The following is a 17,105-nucleotide window of genomic DNA, read 5'->3' as shown; positions in this document are numbered from 1 at the left end:
TCGTTCAGAACAGGAGGGTGTTGGAACTCCTGATTACGAGGCGCTTTTTGCCTCGAATGAAGGAGTGAAACAACCGACTGTTCTAGCCGCTGGAGCTGGATATCATTTAAAAGCGGAAGCGGCTCGTTTAGAGTCGCTTTTTTATGTAATGGTCGCACTTAACGGTACACGAAATTATATCAACGATTTTTCAAATATATCGATCATAACTCGCAATATATCAACGATTTTTTCATTATATCGATCATTACCCGCAATATATCAACGATTTGACAAAGGATATCAATTTGCCGACAAATCACGACAATATCAGCGCCCCTCTCCCCTACTTTTATCAATATATTACAATCTCATCTATGTTAAAATATAGGAAACACCCTTTAGCTTTTCCAAATTCATCATTTACTACTTAAATGACGGGAGTGGTTCAGTTGAAAGACTACTTAATTAGAGCATTTTTTGCGTTAATAACAGTTGGTATTCTCTTACTTATAGCTAATATTTTCAATATACGTGTCGAGGTTAAGGACTATGCTTTCCTCGTTGTCGTAGCAATTGGTGGCGGCTGGGGTGGCTGGTACCTGTATAAAAAACAAAGCAATCAAAATGATAAAGGCATTCCAAAGTAATATGGAATGCCTCTTTTATTGCCTTCTGTAATAAATAATGAAATTCAGACCACTAATACAACCAATCGCAATAAACATACAAAACGATTGTGGATCTCCACCTAGATTATACTCATCAACGATAAATCCGGACATAAACAACGTTATCGCTGAAACACCGATACACAATACCGAGATAAACCAAAGCGAAAATTCATTAATCAACTCTTTCTTCTGTCTCAAAACAATTAGCATAACAAGAATAGACGCTGCTAAAATACTTTTAAAAACCGGACGTAAATATACGAACTCCTCCATCTATTTCTCCTTTCCCCAAAACATTACATCTAAACATTAACAGATTTAACTAAATTAAAAACACATGCCACCTTAAATTAAAACGACATGTGTTTCCGTATTTGCTATGATAGTTGCTTCCACTTCGTTCCCAAAACAGGACGCTCATAATTTTGGATTGCATGAATTAGTTTATCTGCTGTCTCAGCTGAAACGATCAATTCTTTATTTGATGGATTCATAAATCCTTCTTCTGCTGCACGTTCAACCATTTGCAAAATTGGTCCGTAAAAATCTTTTATGTTTAATAAACCAACTGGCTTATTATGTATACCAATTTGCGACCAACATACAACTTCAAATAGTTCTTCAAACGTTCCGTATCCGCCTGGAAGCGCAATAAAAGCATCTGCAAGCTCTGCCATTTTCGCTTTACGTTCATGCATCGTCTCTACTTCAATTAATTCTGTTAATCCTGTATGCACAATTTCTCCTCGGAATAGACCGCGCGGCATAACACCTGTTACACGTCCACCTAAACGAAGAACTTCGTTTGCTACTTCTCCCATTAATCCAACGCATGAACCACCGTATACAAGCTCATACTCGTTCTCAACAAACATTTTACCTAACTGAATTGCCTGCTCTTTGAATTCTGGTCTCTCCCCTAAATTAGAACCTGCAAACACACAAATCTTTCTCATTCCTACACCCCGAAACTATATATTGTTATGATACAATTGACATTGTACAACATATTGAGGAGATGAGGAAGAAATGGATATCGTTGCATTTCAAAGATGGGTTGAGGAATTTTACGAAAAACGAAGCTGGTCACAGTATAATGCCTTTATTCGCTTAAATTTCTTAACCGAGGAAGTTGGGGAAGTTTCACGAGTCGTTCGTGCTATTGAAATTGGCCGCGATCGCCCTGATGAAGATGCGAAAACAGAAGAAGAGCTAAAACAAGAACTAAAAGAAGAACTTGGCGATGTACTATCTAACCTTATTATTCTTTCGCAAAAATATGATTTAGACTTACAAGACATTATGGACGCACACGTCGCAAAGCTTTCAAAAAGGTTCGAAGTATCTAAATGAGAATATTATCAATTATGGTATAATATTCTTGTCACAATACTAAGGGGGATTTTATGTTATCAAAAAAATTGCACGACGCATTAAATGAACAAATGAACTTTGAATTTTACTCTGCCCATGCTTATATGGCAATGGCTGCTTACTGTACAGCTGAGAGCTATGATGGATTCGCTAACTTTTTCCTTGTACAAGCTGAAGAAGAACGTTTCCACGCAATGAAGCTTTACAACTATATTAATGACCGCGGAGAGCGCGCTATTATTACTGGATTTGATAATCCGAATAACGAATACGAATCTGTATTAAACGCTTTTGAAGTCGCACTTGAGCACGAGCGTGAAGTAACGAAACGTATTTACAACTTATCTGATATCGCTTGGGACGAGCGTGAACATGCAACAATTACATTCTTAAAATGGTTCGTTGACGAACAAGTTGAAGAAGAAGCTTCATTCGATAGCATCATTCAAAAATTAAAACGTATTACAAGCGATTCAAACGCACTGTTTATGCTAGATGCTGAATTAGAGAAACGTACATTTACGCCTCCAGCTGAGTAATATTTCAATCACCTTAATACATGTATTAAGGTGATTTTTTTGTTTGCTCTCTATCTTAAAATCACCTTAAATTTCCTCATATTTGACATAGTGCCAGATATAAAATGGTATTATTTTCAATATAAAAACGAATATACGAGGAGAGGAAAAATGAATCAACATGTAGAAGCTGTTGATGCAATTCGTGGTTTTGCTTTGTTTGGCATTTTACTAGTCAATATGACATTAATTCAATTTGGGTTCTTCACCAGTGAAAAACCAACTTATCTATTTGGCGATCTTGATAAAGGTGCTAATTGGTTTATTCAATTTTTCGGCACACATAACTTTATATCCCTATTTTCTTTTCTATTTGGGCTTAGCATTATTTTGTTACAAAAAAGTATTATCGCAAAAGGAAAAAAATTCTTCCCCACATACATAAGACGTATTATCATTCTTTTACTACTCGGCTACATTCACGGCACTTTTGTTTGGGAGGGAGATATTTTATTTGCATACGGAATAATCGGGATTTTTTTAATGATATTCATCAATCGAAAACCGAAAACTTTGCTTATTTGGGCGATTATTCTACTCGCACTTATTACACTTATGTCTTATCAAACTGATCCATCTACAAATATAAATGATTTCGCACCTTATACTGAAAAAGAACATAAAGTCCATCAAACTGGAAGCTATATGGATCACGTCAACTTTAGATTGACTGAAAATCCTTTTGATTACATGGGAATTGACGGTGCATTCGGATTATTTTTCATATCAGTTTTCGCAATAATTTTTATGTCTCCACTGTTCCTACTCGGAATGTATGTAGGGAAAAAAGGCTGGCTATTTGAGGTCAGTAAACATATACCTGCTGTCAAAAAAATATGGTTTGCCACCAGTCTCTTCTCTTTTACAATTAAAATCTTAGCTATGTTCATAAAACACCCGGTTTTAATTATGTTACAAGATGGCCTTACACCAGTAACTATGACCTTCTTTTACGGAAGCACAATCATTTTATTATTCCATTACAAAAAAGCAACCCGTCTACTAACATACATGGCGAACATGGGGAAAATGTCTGTTAGTAATTACTTAGCGCAATCTATTATCGCAACAACCATTTTTTACGCATATGGATTTGGCTTATACGGGAAAATCGGCTATTTCTTCGGTATTCTTTTAACCATCGGAATTTATACGATTCAATTATTCGTTAGCACCTATTGGCTCCAGAAATACCGAATGGGGCCAGTGGAATATGTGTGGAGACTGGGAACTTATTTAGAGAAACCACGTTTTAAAAGAGACTTGGATAAAGCAAGTTAAACAAAAAAAGCAATGAGCCTACGCTCATTGCTTTTCTTAATTTATTAAAGCATAACCCCAACGATAATCGCTGATAATATACTTACTAATGTTGCACCGTATACAAGTTTTAAACCGAATGATGATACAACGTTTGCTTGTTTGCCATCGATACTCTTCGTTGCACCTGCGATAATTCCGATAGATGAGAAGTTCGCAAATGATACAAGGAAGATAGATAAAATACCTACTGTACGAGCTGATAAATCACCAGCTACTTTACCAAGATCAAGCATTGCAACGAATTCGTTCGTTACTAATTTTGTTGCCATAATTTGTCCTGCTTGTAGCATCTCTGATGTTGGAATACCCATTACGAATGCTAATGGTGAGAAGATGTATCCTAAAATGCTTTGGAATGTGATTCCGAAAATTGAGTCAAATACACCGTTAATTGCTGTAATTAATGCTACGAAACCGATTAACATCGCCGCTACTGTTACAGCGATTGAGAAACCAAGCATAATATATTCGCCTAACATTTCAAAGAATGTTTGTTTCTTGTCTTCTTGTAATTCTAAAATATCGTCTTCTTCTTTTACTTCATATGGATTAATGATATGAACGATAATGAATCCACTGAATAAGTTTAATACAAGTGCTGTTACTACATATTTTGGATCAATCATTTTCATATAAGAACCGACAATTGACATCGATACTGTAGACATTGAAGATGCACAAAGTGTGTATAAACGATTTTTCGGTAATTTGCTTAGTTGATCTTTTACTGTAATGAATACTTCCCCTTGACCAACGATTGCAGCTGCTACCGCATTATATGATTCTAGTTTTCCTAAACCGTTAACTTTACTTAATAGGAAACCGACTGCACGAATGATAATCGGTAAAACTTTAATATGTTGCAGAATCCCGATTAATACTGCTAAGAAAATAATCGGTAATAATACTGTTAAGAAGAATGGTGCTTGTCCATCGTTTGCTAGACCACCAAATACGAAATTAACCCCAGCTTCCGCAAATTTTAAAATAGCGCCAAATCCATCTGCGATCCCTTTTACTAATACAAATCCGACCTTTGTATTTAGTAAGAAATACGCAAGTACCAATTGAATGACAAGCATAAGTGCAATTGGTTTATATTTAATTTTCTTACGATCTGAACTAATAAGGAAACCTAGTACAAACACTACAAGTAAACCGACTAGAAACATTACGAACTTCATATGTGAATCCTCCACTTCTCCCACAAGTTATTGGTCGTATAACGTATAACGAATGACGTCTGACCATTGTTGTTAAAAAAATTTAAAACCCCTAAAACTATTCAACTGTCATCTAAAATCAGTAAGCGTTTACATAAATTGCAATTTATAAAAGGTAGCTTCTTCTCTCCTACCATACTTGAAAGTCTGAAATTGATACCACCTACAAATCAAATTGTAAGCGTTATCTAGACGAAATGCAATATAAATTTTAAAAGATTTTTATATGTTAATATATTCCTAATTAATTGGTTTTTTCATGTAAATTTACCATAAAAAAATAGCCCTAGCTATGAGCTAGAGCCATCCTTTTTTTATAACATAACACCAACGATAATCGCTGATAGAATACTTACTAATGTCGCACCGTACACAAGGCGTAGACCAAATGATGATACAACATTTGATTGATTTTCATCGATACCTTTCGTTGCACCTGCAATAATTCCGATAGATGAGAAGTTCGCAAATGATACAAGGAATACAGAAAGAATACCAACCGTACGAGCCGATAAATCACCAGCTACTTTACCAAGATCAAGCATCGCAACAAACTCGTTTGATACTAATTTTGTTGCCATAATTTGTCCCGCTGTTACCATTTCTGCTTGCGGGATGCCCATTACGAATGCTAATGGTGAGAAAATATATCCTAAAATAGCTTGGAATGTAATACCGAACATTGTATCAAACAAGCTATTGATTGCTGTAATTAATGCTACGAAACCGAGTAACATAGCTGCTACTGTAATCGCAATCGTGAAACCAAGCATAATGTACTCGCTCAGCATTTCAAAGAATGATTGTTTTTTCTTATTTTCTAATTTCAGTGTATCTTCTTCTTCTGTAATATCGTACGGGTTAATAATATGAATGATAATGAAACCACTAAATAAATTTAATACAAGTGCTGTTACTACATATTTCGGTTCGATCATTTTCATATAAGAACCAACGATTGACATCGACACTGTAGACATAGAAGATGCACATAATGTATATAAACGATGTTTTGGGATTTTACTTAATTGATCTTTTACTGTAATAAATACTTCTGCTTGTCCAACAATGGCAGCTGCTACTGCGTTATATGATTCTAGTTTGCCTAGACCATTCACTTTACTTAACAACGTACCAATAGCACGAATAAATATCGGTAAAATTTTAAAGTGTTGCAGAATTCCGATTAAAACCGCAAAGAATACGATTGGTAATAACGCTGTTAAGAAGAATGAAACCTCTCCTTTATTAACAAGACCACCAAATACGAAAACGATTCCAGCTTCCGCATATCCAAGAAGTGCGCCAAATCCATCTGAAATTCCTTTTACTAAAATATAACCAACTTGCGTATTTAATAAGAAATAAGATAATGCTAGCTGAATAATAAGCATAATTGCGATTGGTTTATACTTAATCTTCTTTCGATCGGCACTTATAAGAAAACCGAGTACAAATACAACGAGTAATCCTACAAGGAACATAACAAACTTCATTAATAAAATCCTCCATTTAACTCTTCATTAACGTTGAACGTCTGACCATTCAAAACAAGAAATAATCCGAACTTTCCATTTCTCCTCCAAAATCTTCAATCGGATAGGAAAGATCATAAAACCTCTTATTTCAAAGGCATTTTCCATTCTAACACAAATCACAAATCATATCCGCACTTTTCTTTAAAAAATTACATTTTATTATAAAACGTCTATGAATGTTCGTCTTTTACTATCTGCAAATAGTTGAATAAAACAAAAAAGAGCATCAAGTTTCACTTGATGCCCTTTTCATTATACCGCTTTTTCTTTATCAGCTACCGCTGACTCACCCCAACACTCTGTATTGTTCAAACCTGGAATAGACTCCGCATAAAAGACTGGATCTTTCCCTTGTTTCTTTTGCTTAATATAATCTGATAAAGCTGCGAAAGCATACTTAGAAAGGAATACAATTGCTACTAAGTTAATAACAGCCATAATTCCCATAAATAAATCTGCTAAATCCCAAACGATTTGAATTGTCGCTACAGATCCTAGCATAACCATACCAAGTACAGCAATGCGGTATGCATTTAATAGCACTTTACTTCCATTTAAGAACTCAATATTTGTTTCACCATAGTAGTAGTTACCTACTAATGAACTAAATGCAAACAAGAAGATCGCAACTGCTACAAATATAGAAGCCCATGGACCGATATGTTGACTTAACGCCTGCTGCGTTAATTGAATTCCATTTAAATCAGCTGCATTATGCACGTCTGATAAAAGAATGATAAATGCTGTACAACTACAAATTAATAATGTATCTGTAAATACCCCTAAAGTTTGAATGAAACCTTGTTTAACTGGGTGCGTTACGTTTGCAGTCGCTGCTGCGTTCGGCGCACTACCCATACCTGCTTCATTTGAGAATAACCCACGTTTTACCCCTAATAAAATCGCAGCTCCTAATCCTCCGCCTACTACTTCTTTAATTCCGAAAGCATGTAAGAAAATTTCTTTAAATACATATGGAATTGCCGTAATGTTTGTTACAACAACGAATAATGCCACTGCTACATAAATAATTGCCATTACTGGAACAATCATTTCAACCGCGCGAGCAATTCGTTTTACTCCGCCGAAAATAATAACTGCAAGTAAACCAGCCATAACAAGACCTACTAATCTGCTATCTGTTTTAAATGCACCATCAAAGGCAGCTGCTACAGTATTAGACTGTACAGCGTTAAAAATCAATCCGAAACTTACTGTTATTAGAACAGAGAACACAACACCTAACCAGCGTTTATTTAAACCCTTTTCCATATAATACGCTGGGCCCCCACGGAATGCATTCCCATCTTTTACTTTATAAATTTGCGCTAATGTGCTCTCTACAAATGCAGAAGCACCCCCAATTACCGCGATTAACCACATCCAAAATACTGCTCCTGGTCCACCTGCTGAGATTGCAATAGCTACACCAGCTAAGTTACCAGTACCTACACGAGAAGCTGTACTCATACAAAACGCTTGGAATGATGATACGCCGCTCTTCTCTTTTTGCGCTTTCCTCGTTTTCGAGCTTGCTCCATCCCCAAGCAAACGAATCATTTCACCGAAGTAACGAACTTGGACAAATTTCACACGAAATGAAAAATAGAGCCCTAACCCAATTAACATCGCAATAATGATATATGACCAAAGGATATTATTTATATCCCCAATTACCTTAGCTAAAAAATCCATAATTGCATTGCCCCCTCTTCCTAACAATAAGAAAATTATATTCTAAAAACTTTTAGTAATCAAGAACTTTATGTTAGGTTTTATAACATGAGTACGTTAACTCTTTTAACATACGAGTTTTTTTACATGAAAATATAGCCATTACATGCATTTATCCAATACTTAATAACTTATCCTATTCGACCAGCCATACTTTCAAAACAGTACGTTCCCCACAAATAACGAGAGAAACAAACAAAAAAATTATATTAATAATTACCCCTCACCCTTTTCATCATTTACTACAACAAAAAAGGCGAGCATCGAATTTACCTCGATGCTCGCCTTTTCAATTACACTGCTTTTTCTTTATCTGTTACCACTGGCTTATCCCAGCACTCTGTATTCGTTAAACCAGGAATAGAATCTGCACTGAAGACTGGATCTTTCCCTTGTTTCTTTTGTCTTACATAGTCTGTTAATGCCGCGTACGCAAATCGGCCAAGAAGTGTAATCGCAATTAAGTTCGTGATTACCATTAGACCCATAAATAAGTCTGCCATATTCCATACAACTTGAAGCGTCGCAACAGAACCGAATAATACCATTCCAACTACCGCAATACGGTAAATTGTTAACCACGTTTTGCTTTGCTTAATAAATTCAATATTTGTTTCACCATAATAGTAGTTTCCTAAAAGAGAACTAAATGCAAATAAGAAAATAATAATCGCTAAGAAGCTACTTGCCCATGGGCCGATTTGTGAGCTTAATGCATTTTGCGTTAATTCAATACCTTCTAAATTCGTTGCTTTATATGCACCAGAACATAGTACGATAAATGCTGTTGATGTACATACTAAGAATGTATCTACTAATACTCCAATTGTTTGAATAAAACCTTGTTTCGCTGGATGCGTTACATCAGCTGTTGCTGCCGCGTTCGGCGCACTACCCATACCTGCTTCGTTCGCAAATAATCCGCGCTGAATACCATATTTCATCGCAGCACCGATACCGCCACCTACAGCTGAATCTAAACCGAATGCACCTTTAAAGATTTCCGTAAACACATCTGGTATTAAATAGAAGTTTTTAATGACAACAAAAATAGCTACCGCAATATAAACAAGCGCCATTGGCGGAACAATCATTTCCGACATACGTGCAATACTTTTTACACCACCAAAAATAATAACCGCAACTAATGCAGCTAATACAATACCAACAATATAACGCTCTAAACCAAATGCATTTTCAAACGCTAATGTTACTGTATTCGCTTGTACTGAGTTAAAAATTAAACCGTAACTAACTGTAATAAGGATAGAAAACCAAATTCCCATCCAACGTTTATTTAAACCTTTTTCCATATAATAAGCAGGACCACCACGGAAGCCACTGCCATCTTTTACTTTATAAATTTGGGCAAGCGTACTTTCTACGAAACTTGAAGAAGCCCCGATAATCGCAATAACCCACATCCAAAATACAGCTCCAGGTCCTCCCATAGATATAGCTAATGCTACACCAGCTAAGTTACCGATACCAATACGAGCTGCTGAACTCATACAAAACGCTTGGAAAGAAGATACACTACCTTTTTTACGCGTCTTTCCAGTTAATCCATCACTCATTAGTCGAACCATTTCCCCTAAATGAGTAATTTGTACGAATTTCAATTTAATAGAAAAATAAAGACCTAAACCAATTAACATCGCAATAAGAATATATGACCAAAGAATTGTATTTGTTGATGAAATAAATTGCTCTAAAATATTCATACAATTAACCCCTCCTTTTCTCCATAAAACGAATTATATTTAAAAAACATTCAAAAATCAACATTTTTCGACAATTTGCAATTTCCAAATATTAGCCAGGTTCACAGTAACAATGTCTTTATGACTGACTACCCTCCCTCTAACTGTGCATACTAAAACAAAAAATAAATTCACAAACAACCCTATTGACAAAAATACCAACCTGTAACTATAATGATTACAACAGGTTGTAACAAACCTAATTACAACAAATTCATTTACTTTCAGATATACACTTTAACAAAACACTTTGGAGGGATTTATTATGAAAATCGGAATTATCGGAGCAACTGGTAAAGCAGGAAGTCGTATTTTAAAAGAAGCATTAGATCGCGGACATGAAGTAACTGCAATCGTAAGAAACGCTGCAAAAATTACAGAAGAAAACGTAAAAGTTTTAGAAAAAGACGTATTTTCTCTTACATCTAACGACTTGCAAGCATTCGATGTAGTTGTAAATGCATTCGGTGCTCCAGCAGGACAAGAACACCTTCACGTAGATGCAGGAAACGTACTAATTGAAGCGATGAAAGGTGCACCTAACACAAAATTACTTGTAGTTGGTGGCGCTGGAAGCTTATTTGTAGACGAAGAGAAAACAACACGTGTATTTGAGACACCAGGTTTCCCAGGCGAATACCTTGCAACAGCTCAAAACCAAGGTAAAAACTTAGAAATCTTACAACAAACAAATGATATCACTTGGACATTCATCAGCCCTTCTGCACTATTCGCATTAGGAAAACGCACTGGTTCTTATACAGCTGGTAAAGACAACCTGCTTGTAAACTCAAAAGGTGATAGCTACGTAAGTTATGAAGACTTCGCAGTTGCAGCACTTGATGAAATCGAAAATCCAAAACACGTAAACGAACGCTTCACAGTAGTATCTGAAGCTGAATAACAAAAAAAGCTCGTAAAACATTATGTTTTACGAGCTTTTTCTTATTATTGCACTTGCTCTAAGCCATTTGGAGTAATCTTAAAGGATATTTCTTCACCCTTCATTGCACCCTCTTTTTTATCTAGCACATTCTTTTTGTACCAATTCAAACGACTCGGTTCCGCATGGTATACTTTCAACACGTCTCCATACTCAAATGCCGTTCCATTTACTTGCTCAGCAAAATTCTTTGAAGTCTCTTGTCCTTCTGCCGTTACATGCTTTTTCTCTTTTCCATTTTTATCATAAATCGTAAGTCCTATATACTGTTCATTTACAAAACGATAATGTATTTCATCATCGGTAAATGTCGCATGTAATTTCTTTTCTTCATGATTTAACGTAATAATTGAACGTGTTACATTAGACACACCTTGATATACTACGCTATCCCCATACGTTACTTCCATAAGAACTTCTGTCAATTTCTTATTCCCAAATCGATCTTTCGTTTCTACTTTTACTTTTTGTTCACCAATTTTCGTTGTATTTGGCTTTTCTACAAAACCTACTACTTCTCCGTCTTTCACTTGAACAAAGTTTTTCGCTTCTAATTTTCCGGCATCTGTTCCGATTACTACTTTTTGTGGTACTGCTGTTACTTCTTGCTGCGCTTCCACTCTCTCGAAACCTTTTTCTGTTAATTTAAAGTACAACTCTTGTTTCCCTTTACCGTTACTTATAAACTCATTCTTTTGATACCACTTCAATCGATCTGATTCTGCATGATATACCTTAATAACATCACCATATGCGAAGTCTACACCATTTAACTGTTCTGCAAAGTTTTTCGAACTCTCTTGCCCTTCTACCGAAATGACTTTCTTTTCATTTCCATTTTGATCGTATAGCGTGATTCCCATATATTTTTCATTCTCAAAACGATAATGAACTTTAGAATCCGTAAATGTTGCCTGTAGCTTTTTCGCATTATGATCCGCAGTTACGACAGAACGCGTATTATTACCATCACCTTGGAATACTAAACTATCGCCATAAATTACTTCCAACGGTACTTCCGTTACTTTCTTATTTCCAAATCGATCTTTCGTTTCTATTTTTACTGTTTGTTTTCCGACTTTTGATGTAGTTGGTTTTTCCACAAATCCAACTACTTCTCCATCCTTCACTTGAACAAAGTTTTTTACATCTAATTTTTCAACGTCTGTTCCGATTACTACTTTTTGTGGGACTGCTGTTACTTCTTGCTTCGCTTCCATTCTCTCGAAACCATGCTCCGTTACTTTAAAGATTACTTCATGAACACCGTACTGCGCTTCCACTATTTCATTCTTTTTGTACACTTTAAATCTATCAAACTCTTTTTGGTATACCTTTACCATATCCTCATATTCAAACGTCATTCCGTTGAATTGTTCTGCAAATCCTTTTGTATTTTCAGATGCTTTTACTGATAGAGCTTTCTTCTCTTTTCCATCTTTATCGTATACAGTCATCCCCATATACTTCTCATCTGCAAATGAAGTGTGCATTGGGCCATCTGAATCTGTTGTACTGAATTTCTTTTCTTCATGATTTATCGTGACAACCGATTTAATATTGCTTCCGCCATGCCATGTACCGAAGAACATAATGCTGTCTCCATAAATGACTTCTAACGGTACTTCCGTCACTTTCTTGTGCCCAAAACGATCTTTCGTTTCTACTTTTACTTTTTGTTCACCGATTTTTGTTGTATTCGGTTTTTCTACAAATCCAACTACTTCTCCACCTTTCACTTGAACAAAGTTTTTTGCATCTAATTTTTCAACATCTGTTCCGATTGTCACTTTTTGTGGTACTGCCGTTACTTCTTGTTGAGCTTCCATTCTCTCGTAACCTTGCTCTGTAACTTTAAATAGTAATTCCTTCTCTACCTTCGCCTTACCTTCACCAACAAAGTTATTATTTTGATACCAATTAAAGCGATCTGATTCAGCGTGATACACTTTCACTACATCACCATACTCGAACTCTAACCCATTAATTGATTTCGCGAATTCTTCTGCATTTTCAACACCTTTTACTGTTGCTTTCTTTTTCTCATTTCCATTTTGGTCTAGTAATGAGAATTCAAAATACGTGTCTTCTTTAAAATAATAGTGCACTGGATTTGAATCAGCCATCGTACTGAACTTTTTCTGATCATGTTGCAGTGTTACGATTGATTTGATATTGGTATTATAATTAAGCCCTTTGAATACTAAACTGTCTCCATATGCCACTTCTAATGGAACTTCCGTCACTTTCTTATTCCCAAAGCGATCTTTCGTTTCCACTTTTACTTTTTGTTCACCAATTTTCATTGTATTCGGTTTTTCTACAAATCCAATTACTTCTCCACCTTTTACTTGAACAAAGTTTTTCGCTTCTAATTTTTCAGCGTCTGCCCCGATTACTACTTTTTGCGGTACCGCTTCTACTTCTTGTATACCGTCTATTAGTTCATATCCTTGTGGAGTAATCTTAAAGAACTTTTCTTTTTTATTCTTAGCTCCACCTTGCTCTACAAGTTTATTACTTTGATACCAATCGAAACGACTTGGTTCTGCATGATATACTTTCATAATATCGCCATATTGAAGTTCAACACCTTCAAGTTGCAAAGCAGCTTTTTTAGAATTTTCTTGCCCTTCTATAGAAATATTTTTCTTTTCATTTCCATCCTTATCATATAAGGTAATCCCTACATACTTTTCATTTTTAAAGCGCTCATGGAACTCCTTACCAACAAAAGAAACGTTGATTTTCTTTTCATTATGAAGAAGTGTTATAACAGAATTCACCTCATCACCATAACCTTTAAATACCATAGTATCTCCATAAATACTGTTAACTGGAACAGAAATGAAATTTTTCTGTCCTTTCTCATCCTCAATTTCTACTAATACCGCTTTTTTTCCAGCCTCTAAATCCGGCCACATAATTCTACCCGTTACTTTTACATTCTCACCTAAATTTTGAACAAGGCTACTTGCTAGATTTTCATCAAAATTCGCACCAACGATGAGATTTTGTACCACATTAGACGCTTCACCATAAGGAAGCCCGCCGTATGGTTTCACTTGTTTTTCACGAACAATATTACTATCTGTTGCTTTCCATATTTCTTTTTCTAATTTAGGTAAATTTAAATTTTGGATTTTTTCTCTAACCTCATCATTTGGACTTAATCCCCATTTCTCAAAAAACGGTACTAAGTTTTGTTTAGCAGCTTTCGATGTCATATAAATAAACATTTGCTTTTTATCTTCATCTGAAGCAGGCATTTCAGATTCTGGTAATAAGCGATACATTTGATGTAAATTAGGGTAAAAATGATCTCCATAAGCTAAATCAAGTTGCCAAAACATTACTAGTTTCTCAAATTCCTCCATCTTTTTTTGAGCATCAGGATTATCTAAGTAAGCAAAAGCTTTTTTATAATGACCATTTTCTTCTAGACTTGATTTATTGCCTAACATCCTTTGAACGGATAATGAATATATATTTACTGTTACTTCTCCTACACCTGACCAAAACCAAGGAGCTTGCTGATGTAAATGCCCCACTTCGTGCCAAGGTCCCCAGCCATCCCCTTTTAATCTATTTATATTTAAAACCCTATCCATAGTCTCTGGAACATACGCTGTATGATAATGAGTAGCAAACATCCAATCATCTTCATCTGGTTTTCTTTTTTCAACAAATTGAACATAATGATTAGGGGATTTCAATACCCCTACACCATCTTCAGATAATCCTGCTACAGAATTTTCAAAGCGAATAATCTTATCATGTAGCCTCATTAATTCTACTGGATCCGTTTCTCCCATATAGTTTTTCACTGCTTCAGGACTTGCAGTAATTAAACTTCTCTCACCCTTCAATTCAACTGCATAAGGGTTTTCATACTTCTTTAACATTGCATCCCAATCTTTTTTTGTGTGTTTCCCTAAGATAAATAACGGAAAATGACTTCCTCCATGAATAACTGAAGCTGTTACTTCACCATCATTATTCATATTATAAAAATATAGTATTCCACCTCTTGAAGATGAAATATTATTTTCACCAGGTTTTAACTCAAATTCTTCAAACCCTTTTTCATCATATGAATTCGTTCCTATGAACGCTTTAATAGATTGCGTTCCTTTTATTTCAATTTTAATTTCTTCATTTGGACCAGCATAAATTCCAGTTGGTTCATTCGCTGAAAGTACATAACGTACTTTTAAGCGTTTTTGCTCTTCTTCAATACTACCTTTCCCAGGCAAATGAAACGTTCTCTGCTCCAAACGATTCTCTTTACTCTCTTTCAACTGCCCGCCCTTATTCTCTTCCAAAGGCGCCGCATATCCTTTCGATGCTTCGAAAGCTACTGGTGATAATAATGTATATATACAAATACCAGCTACCAATACCCTACTCTTTTTCTGCTTTGACATAATCTGTGTCCCCTGTCCTTTTTTTAGACAAACCACCCTATATATTCATTTAATAAGAAATCCTATTATTTTTATAAAAACATTTAACGAATAGACTAATACCTCTCGCACCTATATCAATTACTACCGCATTTCTCTAAATGTATTCGCTTTCTTATATTGTAAAATTTTTTATGTATTACGCCCCCTCACTTCTCTCTACTTGTGATGAGTTCTCTTCTTACATAAAAGGAAAAATAGTAAAAGATATATTTCAGTCTCGTCATCTATACATCTAAAAATAAAACCTTACATTTTCTTTATATATGACCATCTATAGGTAGTTTTTCCAAATGAATTTTACACGCTTTTACCTGCATTTAATAGCCTCCCCCCAAGAATAATATTACAATTTTGTGAATTTAATCTCTTAATCTTAACGTTAGGATTTTATTATATTTGTATTATTTTCAAATATAATTTACTCTGTAAAAAAACTATTTCTATCCTTTTTATTATTTTTCCAATATAATTTTAACCCTCACATACAGAAAGCATTGGCATACGCCAATGCTTTCTCATTATCTCTTTTGATTCGGTTTATGCGGTTCATTTGGAGTATATGGCTTATTTGGAGCCTCAGCCTTTTTCCAACTTACCGCTAACTCTGGACTTGTTTTTTCTTCACTACGCTCAAGTAATACTACTGCATTTTGAATAGTCGGTGTACCTTTATGTGCAATTCCTTGTAGTTTCGTTAAATTTCCTGATACTTTAAAGCTAAATCCACCAGCTGGCGTTTGTTTCGGAATTAAAATGCGGAACTTCTCTCCTACATTAAATTCTGTTTTTGTTTCGCCTTTTTCATTTGCAAATTTCACGCCCGCTGGTGCACCTGTTGCTTGCACTTTATACGTTCCGCTTTTTGCATTTGTTTCTACTGTATATAAGCCTGTTTCAAAGAAATCATTTTTTAAGACTGCTTCTTGTTCTTCTGTAGGAGTTACACTCATCGTAATTTCTTGTAGTTCTTCACTAGCACTTGCTTTTGCAACGATATCTTTCGTTACCTTTTCTACATTTTTATTACGGAAGTCTAAATCATTAATATCGATTTGTTTTAACGCATTCCACACTGCAAGCTGCGTTGCGTAATGCGCCTCTCTCCAATCAGATACCCCTAATTCTTGTGGACTCTTTTGTGGATATCCATTCAATAGTACACGGTACACATTAATATCCACTTTCCCCATTTCCGGTAAATCTTGACCGCTTGGAGATTTCAAATCTACATTTAAGCAAAAAGCAATTTTGCCATCTGCCGTTTTAATAAGCTCTGTTCGAATTGGCTTCTTCTTGGACTTACTATAACTCCAATCCATTTGATACTTTGTATGGTCCATCACTTCTGCGAATGCTTTTTGAAGTGGGAATAACACAAATAAAACACTTAAAAACATAGCTAAAAGTTTGAACGATTGCTTTATATTCATGTTTACAGCCCCTTAATAACAAACTTAATACTAAGTAGTATTTATTTAGAAACTATTTTTATGCACAAAAAAAGAGT

General features: G+C 35.2%; 14 protein-coding genes. 6 read left to right on the top strand and 8 right to left on the bottom strand.

Going from position 1 to position 17,105, the window contains the following annotated elements:
* The coding region (locus tag ACTFSL_RS25725) for a hypothetical protein (RefSeq protein WP_440042620.1) at positions 1-370 on the top strand (370 nt) is incomplete at its 5' end.
* Between the two features lie 61 nt (positions 371-431).
* A complete protein-coding gene (locus tag ACTFSL_RS25720; RefSeq protein ID WP_000656312.1) occupies positions 432-629 on the top strand; it encodes a hypothetical protein in 198 nt (65 codons plus the stop codon).
* A 15-nt stretch (positions 630-644) separates the two neighbouring features.
* Here the strand turns inward: ACTFSL_RS25720 and ACTFSL_RS25715 are convergent, their stop codons facing one another.
* The gene (locus tag ACTFSL_RS25715) at positions 645-926 is read right to left on the bottom strand and encodes a hypothetical protein (RefSeq protein ID WP_000390910.1); all 282 of its coding nucleotides are present in this window, start codon (positions 924-926) and stop codon (positions 645-647) included.
* Between the two features lie 104 nt (positions 927-1,030).
* Entirely contained in the window at positions 1,031-1,594 is a 564-nt protein-coding gene (locus tag ACTFSL_RS25710; RefSeq protein WP_002180113.1) for a TIGR00730 family Rossman fold protein, read from the bottom strand.
* Between the two features lie 88 nt (positions 1,595-1,682).
* Between ACTFSL_RS25710 and ACTFSL_RS25705 the strand changes: the two genes are divergently transcribed.
* The 3 genes from ACTFSL_RS25705 (at position 1,683) to ACTFSL_RS25695 (ending at position 3,886) form a co-directional block, all read left to right on the top strand.
* Positions 1,683-2,006, top strand: coding sequence for a MazG nucleotide pyrophosphohydrolase domain-containing protein (locus ACTFSL_RS25705; protein WP_000355744.1), 324 nt, complete (start codon positions 1,683-1,685; stop codon positions 2,004-2,006).
* A 53-nt stretch (positions 2,007-2,059) separates the two neighbouring features.
* On the top strand, positions 2,060-2,566 hold the full coding sequence (locus ACTFSL_RS25700; RefSeq protein ID WP_000949403.1) for a ferritin: 507 nt from the start codon (positions 2,060-2,062) through the stop codon (positions 2,564-2,566).
* 150 nt (positions 2,567-2,716) lie between these two features.
* Positions 2,717-3,886, top strand: a complete 1,170-nt coding sequence (locus ACTFSL_RS25695; RefSeq protein WP_440042618.1) for a DUF418 domain-containing protein — start codon at positions 2,717-2,719, stop codon at positions 3,884-3,886.
* Between the two features lie 44 nt (positions 3,887-3,930).
* On the opposite strand, the gene ACTFSL_RS25690 is transcribed toward ACTFSL_RS25695, so the two are convergent.
* The 4 genes from ACTFSL_RS25690 to ACTFSL_RS25675 all read right to left on the bottom strand — a co-directional run bounded on the left by ACTFSL_RS25690 (position 3,931) and on the right by ACTFSL_RS25675 (position 10,147).
* Positions 3,931-5,112: a NupC/NupG family nucleoside CNT transporter gene (locus ACTFSL_RS25690; RefSeq protein WP_000673874.1), complete on the bottom strand. Its 1,182-nt coding sequence runs from the start codon at positions 5,110-5,112 to the stop codon at positions 3,931-3,933.
* Between the two features lie 353 nt (positions 5,113-5,465).
* Entirely contained in the window at positions 5,466-6,647 is a 1,182-nt protein-coding gene (locus ACTFSL_RS25685) for a NupC/NupG family nucleoside CNT transporter (protein WP_000673841.1), read from the bottom strand.
* 294 nt (positions 6,648-6,941) lie between these two features.
* A complete protein-coding gene (locus ACTFSL_RS25680) occupies positions 6,942-8,384 on the bottom strand; it encodes an alanine/glycine:cation symporter family protein (protein ID WP_119684106.1) in 1,443 nt (480 codons plus the stop codon).
* A 332-nt stretch (positions 8,385-8,716) separates the two neighbouring features.
* Positions 8,717-10,147, bottom strand: coding sequence for an alanine/glycine:cation symporter family protein (locus ACTFSL_RS25675; RefSeq protein WP_001022930.1), 1,431 nt, complete (start codon positions 10,145-10,147; stop codon positions 8,717-8,719).
* 304 nt (positions 10,148-10,451) lie between these two features.
* On the opposite strand from ACTFSL_RS25675, the gene ACTFSL_RS25670 reads away from it, so the two are divergent.
* Complete coding sequence (locus ACTFSL_RS25670; RefSeq protein ID WP_000689906.1) at positions 10,452-11,090, top strand: NAD(P)-dependent oxidoreductase; 639 nt, start codon at positions 10,452-10,454, stop codon at positions 11,088-11,090.
* Between the two features lie 44 nt (positions 11,091-11,134).
* Here the strand turns inward: ACTFSL_RS25670 and ACTFSL_RS25665 are convergent, their stop codons facing one another.
* Together ACTFSL_RS25665 and ACTFSL_RS25660 are read right to left on the bottom strand one after the other, a co-directional pair.
* On the bottom strand, positions 11,135-15,556 hold the full coding sequence (locus ACTFSL_RS25665; RefSeq protein WP_440042615.1) for a putative mucin/carbohydrate-binding domain-containing protein: 4,422 nt from the start codon (positions 15,554-15,556) through the stop codon (positions 11,135-11,137).
* 560 nt (positions 15,557-16,116) lie between these two features.
* On the bottom strand, positions 16,117-17,028 hold the full coding sequence (locus tag ACTFSL_RS25660) for a thioester domain-containing protein (protein ID WP_088338444.1): 912 nt from the start codon (positions 17,026-17,028) through the stop codon (positions 16,117-16,119).
* Positions 17,029-17,105: the final 77 nt, after the last annotated feature.

The sequence above is a fragment of the Bacillus cereus group sp. MYBK108-1 genome, from assembly GCF_051917185.1.
GTDB lineage: Bacteria > Bacillota > Bacilli > Bacillales > Bacillaceae_G > Bacillus_A > Bacillus_A cereus.
This window is presented reverse-complemented; position numbering and strand designations above follow the sequence as displayed.